Origin of the sequence: Streptomyces sp. SID9727 (assembly GCF_010550605.1) — a bacterium.
Classification (GTDB): domain Bacteria; phylum Actinomycetota; class Actinomycetes; order Streptomycetales; family Streptomycetaceae; genus Streptomyces.
Genome location: NZ_JAAGNI010000098.1, coordinates 1 through 3,016, shown reverse-complemented (window position 1 = coordinate 3,016; position 3,016 = coordinate 1). Strand labels below are relative to the sequence as shown.

5 protein-coding genes are annotated in these 3,016 nt (G+C 75.7%); 3 read left to right on the top strand and 2 right to left on the bottom strand.

Annotated elements, in window-relative coordinates; genetic code table 11:
- Positions 1-450, bottom strand: a 450-nt coding sequence (locus tag G3I41_RS05920) for a hypothetical protein (RefSeq protein WP_164399247.1), incomplete at its 3' end; no start/stop codon positions are given.
- Positions 451-662: 212 nt separating this feature from the next.
- A complete protein-coding gene (locus tag G3I41_RS05915) occupies positions 663-1,115 on the bottom strand; it encodes a helix-turn-helix transcriptional regulator (RefSeq protein WP_164399246.1) in 453 nt (150 codons plus the stop codon).
- Between the two features lie 280 nt (positions 1,116-1,395).
- On the opposite strand from G3I41_RS05915, the gene G3I41_RS05910 reads away from it, so the two are divergent.
- From G3I41_RS05910 to G3I41_RS05900, 3 genes are all read left to right on the top strand, one after another.
- Positions 1,396-1,665 (top strand): WhiB family transcriptional regulator, encoded by a 270-nt coding sequence (locus tag G3I41_RS05910; RefSeq protein WP_164399245.1) that lies wholly within the window; start codon positions 1,396-1,398, stop codon positions 1,663-1,665.
- 113 nt (positions 1,666-1,778) lie between these two features.
- Positions 1,779-2,591, top strand: coding sequence for a hypothetical protein (locus tag G3I41_RS05905; protein ID WP_239081498.1), 813 nt, complete (start codon positions 1,779-1,781; stop codon positions 2,589-2,591).
- Positions 2,588-2,836, top strand: coding sequence for a hypothetical protein (locus G3I41_RS05900; RefSeq protein ID WP_164399244.1), 249 nt, complete (start codon positions 2,588-2,590; stop codon positions 2,834-2,836). The genes G3I41_RS05905 and G3I41_RS05900 overlap by 4 nt, the downstream gene beginning before the upstream one ends.
- The last annotated feature ends 180 nt before the right edge of the window (positions 2,837-3,016 follow it).

The window sequence follows — 3,016 nt, the reverse complement described above, 5'->3', positions numbered from 1 at the left end:
GCCGGCGGGACGGGTGGGGCCCGTGTGCGCCCCGGCCGGGGCGGGCCCGGCCGAGTCCGTCGCGTCGCGCCGCGCGTCCTCACGCGTGCCGGGCGGGATTCTGCGGCGGAACGGGATCACCGCCGCCTGCCCGGGCGTCCGGTCGCCGGCGTCCGCCCCCGGAAGGCCGTCGGCCCATACGCGGGGCTGGTGGTACTGGGCCGCCGCGTCGCGCCAGCCCTGCCCGTACGCCGCGTACTCCCGCCGCTCGAGTTCGTCCCTCGGCATGACCACCAGATCGCTTGCCTCGTGGCTCCCCAGCAGAGCGCCTACCGCGGCAAGCAGCCGGGCGAGATCGCCGGGAGGCATCTCCCCGCCCTCCCCCACGTCCGACACCGGCGGCCGCCGCTGACACATCGCGGCCTCGGGCGAGCCGTTCGCCTGCCGGGAGCCCTTTTCGCCCTCGCCCATGCGCGGCTCTTCCTGACGTCTCCTTCACCACCGGCCCCGCCACAGTAGTGCGGGTCCCTCGCCCTTCGAACAGACTCGGATCAGCTTAGCGATCACGCTTGTGCGACCCGTCGGCGGTGGCGGAGCGGTGCGCGGCGGGGGCCCGGCAGGGGGAGAGGGAGCACGGGGCGGCGACCGGCTGCGCGGAGGCGGCCCCGCCGCCCCGTCCGGCCTCAGCCCCTCCGGGTCCGCCGGGCGGGGAGTTCCTGGTCCTCCGGTTCCGCGGGCAGGAACTGTCCGGCGACCCGCATGAACATCTCCCGCTGCTCGGCCGGGACACCGAGCGCGGCGGCGGCCTCCTCCAGCGTGATGCGCTCGCCTCCGGCGTCCTGCCGGTCGGGGTCGTCGCCCACCGGGGGCAGGGGCAGCTCGTCCTCGGTGAGCCGGCCCGAACGGATCAGCATCTCCCGCACGGGGACGCCCAGGACGTGCGCGAGCCTGCGCATCGTCTCCAGGTCCGGCATGCTCTGCCGTTGCAGCAGCCGCGTGATGGCTGCCCGGTGTACGCCCGCCTCGTCGGCGAGGCGGGACTTGCCGCCGCCGCGCGGGCTGTCGATGTCGTATCCACGCCGCCGGATCACGTCCTCGATCCAGGCCGTGAACTGTTCCAGTTCACTGACGGTCACAGCCTTCGCCTCCCTCCGAAGCGAATCCCAGGCTACCGCGCTTGCGCGCGCAGAATTATGGGCTTTCGCGCGCGCAATGTGCAGATTCGTCGAAGACTTGGCCGTTTCCGTGCGTACGGCCACACCCCCGCCACCCTGCGTGACGGCGTGAAGGCGACCCCTCCCGGCCAATTACGTTGCGCGCTCGCACGCAATCTGTCACTGTGCATCTCCAGTCGAAGCACCAACCGCCCCCTCCGCCACTCCCTCCCGTCCCGCCGCTCGCGCATCAGGAGCCTCCATGGATCCGTCGTTCCTCTCGCTCCCCTCAGACACCTGGACCGCGTCGGCCGCCTGCCTGGGGCTCCCCCCGGAGACGGTCTTCGCCCGGCATCCGGCCGAGGCCGCGCCCGCTCTCGGCGCCTGCGCCCGCTGCCCGGTCGTCCGGCAGTGCGAGGAAACGGTGGCGCCGGCCGACAGCTGGTTCGACGGGGTGTGCGCGGGGCGGCTCTGGCGCAATGGCCGGTCCGTCGCCCTGGATCGCGGCAGGCGACGCCGTGCGGCCGCCTGATGCGGGGGCCCACCGGACCGCCGCCGCCCGAGCACAGGGGGAACGACGCGCCGCCCCCAGCCCGCAGCCGTACGAACAGCACACCGCGGAAAACCGCAGAAGGAGGGCTCGTCATGGGTGACGAGAAGAACGTTTCCGGAGCCGCCGGACCGTACGCCCGGCAGTCCCCCGGGACGGCCGGCGACCGGACCGCCGAGGAGGCGGACGGCACCGGTGCCGCCCGGGACGCGGCACTCTGGGCCGCGACCCTGGCCCGCCACTTCCCGGACCTGCTGGAGGAGTTGGCGCCCTCTTCGGGCAGCCGCCCGTCCACCGTCCGGCACGTCCGGGGCGCCGCCGAGCGGGCGGCACGCGCCGCCCTCAGCCGTACGGAACGCGAGGAGGCGCTGCGCAACGAGCAGCGCGGACTCGCCGTTCCCGGCCACTCGGCCGCGCCCGTGCGGCTCCACGTGTCGGACGCGCTGCGCGACATCAGCGACGGCGTCGTGGAACTGGAGGAAGCGCTCCTCGGCCGGCTCGGGTCCGGCCGTCCGCGCCGCGCCCCGGTGCCCGAAAGGCTCTCCCGGATCACCGCACTCCTGGCGCACACCGCGGAGGACCCGACGCTCGCCCGGCACGCCCGCGACGAACTGCGCCGGATGGCCCGGCGATGCGCCCGGGCGCTGGGCGAGACGGAGCCGATGGTGCGGCTGCCCGGGCGCTGCCCCTGGTGCGACTCCGTCTCCCTGCGCGCCTTCCCCGACCGCGACGCCGTGCTCTGCGTGAACCCGGGGTGCCGCTGCGGTGACGAGGCGTGCGACTGCGTGACGGATCCGGCCTTCCGCCACCTCTGGGAACGGGACGCCTGGCCGGCCCTGCCGGCCGGTGCGGCGGTCGCGGCATCGGCCTGCGACCACCGGGCCGGAAGCGGGGCCGAGGCTCTGTGACCTCCCTTCGGCACCCGTACGACACGCTCACCGGCGCCACCCTGCTGACCGGCGCGCTGGCCGCCCAGGAGGCGGGGGTGGTGCCCGCGACGATCAGGAAGTGGGTGCAGCTCGGCCATCTGCGGCCCGCCGGGCGGCAGGGCAGGAGCAACCTGTACCGGCTGGAGGACGTGTTCGCCGCCGAACGCGCCACCCGCCGCCGTGCCGCCCCCGGGTCCGGGCCCGTCCCGGCACCGCACGCCTGATCGGGGCTCCCGCTCGCCGCTGCCGTACGCATCCGCGCCCCCGGTTCCCGCACAGGGAACCGGGGGCGCGCGCATGTCCGGAGCCGTGCCGGGCGCTCCGCCGCCCGCGGCGCTCGCGTACGGCGCGCGGGGCGCGCCCGTGGGCGCGGCGTGCGGGGCGTACCGAGGGGCCGGTGGCGG

Coding starts and splice junctions, on each gene's coding strand:
- G3I41_RS05905 (WP_239081498.1), top strand. CDS start 1,779: ATGGGTGACGAGAAGAACGTTTCCGGAGCCGCCGGACCGTACGCCCGG.
- G3I41_RS05910 (WP_164399245.1), top strand. CDS start 1,396: ATGGATCCGTCGTTCCTCTCGCTCCCCTCAGACACCTGGACCGCGTCG.